2 protein-coding genes are annotated in these 1,171 nt (G+C 51.1%); both read left to right on the forward strand.

All coding sequences use genetic code 11. From position 1 onward, the window contains the following. Positions 1–40: 40 nt before the first annotated feature. A complete protein-coding gene (locus RE6C_RS23845) occupies positions 41–487 on the forward strand; it encodes a DUF420 domain-containing protein (RefSeq protein ID WP_008660735.1) in 447 nt (148 codons plus the stop codon). Positions 488–647: 160 nt separating this feature from the next. After that, positions 648–1,082: a hypothetical protein gene (locus RE6C_RS23850; protein ID WP_008660736.1), complete on the forward strand. Its 435-nt coding sequence runs from the start codon at positions 648–650 to the stop codon at positions 1,080–1,082. The last annotated feature ends 89 nt before the right edge of the window (positions 1,083–1,171 follow it).

Genomic DNA, 1,171 nt, shown 5'->3' on the forward strand with positions numbered 1-1,171 from the left:
CCCTCACAATTGTTTAGGAAACGATTTGATCTAAGCGATAATGAATACAGCAACTCTTATTTTGACCGCCGTTTTGATTCTGAATCTTTTCGCTCCATTCGCTGTGTATTACGCGATTGGCCTGGCAAAAGAAGGTTTATACAAGACCCACAAAAGGATTCAAAACGCGGTTTTTATTGCATGCGTCCTTGGTGTCCTAACTCTCGAAGGCCTGATTAGGTTTTCTGGAGGTTCAGGAAGCCTAGCTGAAAATAGCTCGTTTTCAGGCACGACAATTTTCAAAACCATCCTCGCCGCACACATTATCGGAGCGATACTTACCTACATCTTGTGGACGTTTCAAATCGTTGTTTCAAATCGCAAGTTCGGTGAAAAGTTGCTGGGTAGTTTCGCCTCAATGCATAAAACGATAGGATATATCCTGTTTCTTGGGTTGATTTACACCGCCGTGACGGCAGCAATCGTTTGCGCGATGGTCTGGCTCTAGTGCAAATATTTTAACGTCATCGACGTTGTGACAGAACTACCAGACAGGGAATGCGGGATAACAATGCCGTGAACCGGAGTCGCGTGCCACGCGTTTTGGCAATGGCAAACTTTTTCGACGCGACCCGGTTACGGCTAGCGTTCGTCGATGGAAGAGTCGTATGCAGAATACACCCGTCACAATTGCTGAACGATTCGCCGCGATCGGCGGTGCTGCAATCTTTGCGTTTGTGATCTTCGGCGTCGCAACGCTTTTACACCACGCGATATCAAGAAACGATGACCGAAAACGAACTCAGGGACGCCCGATTCGGTGGTGGGTCACGGGACTCTATCTCGTCGGGGCAATCGCAGGAGTAATGCTCGCGGACAACAAACAGTATTACATGCACGAGGTTGTCGGCGGGCTTGGTGGCTTTGGTATCCTCGCGGGACTCTTGATCGGCAATGTCCATGGTGGGATCAACCTGGTACTGACACCCGATCCCGATCGCAATCGCGGGCCGGATGGCGACACCAACCCATTTTCCCCGCGCGTATTGATTCCACGTAATCACGACGACGGTAACCCGTACGCACCACCCACGCATCAATGAAACGGACGACGAACCATGGGTTGCAACGGAGCGGGCGAGCTAGACGGTTCTGAAGTGGAGAATCGCTCGCGCCCGCCCGCTGAACCCTG

This window comes from Rhodopirellula europaea 6C (assembly GCF_000338295.1).
In the GTDB taxonomy this organism is placed as follows: Bacteria; Planctomycetota; Planctomycetia; order Pirellulales; family Pirellulaceae; genus Rhodopirellula; species Rhodopirellula europaea.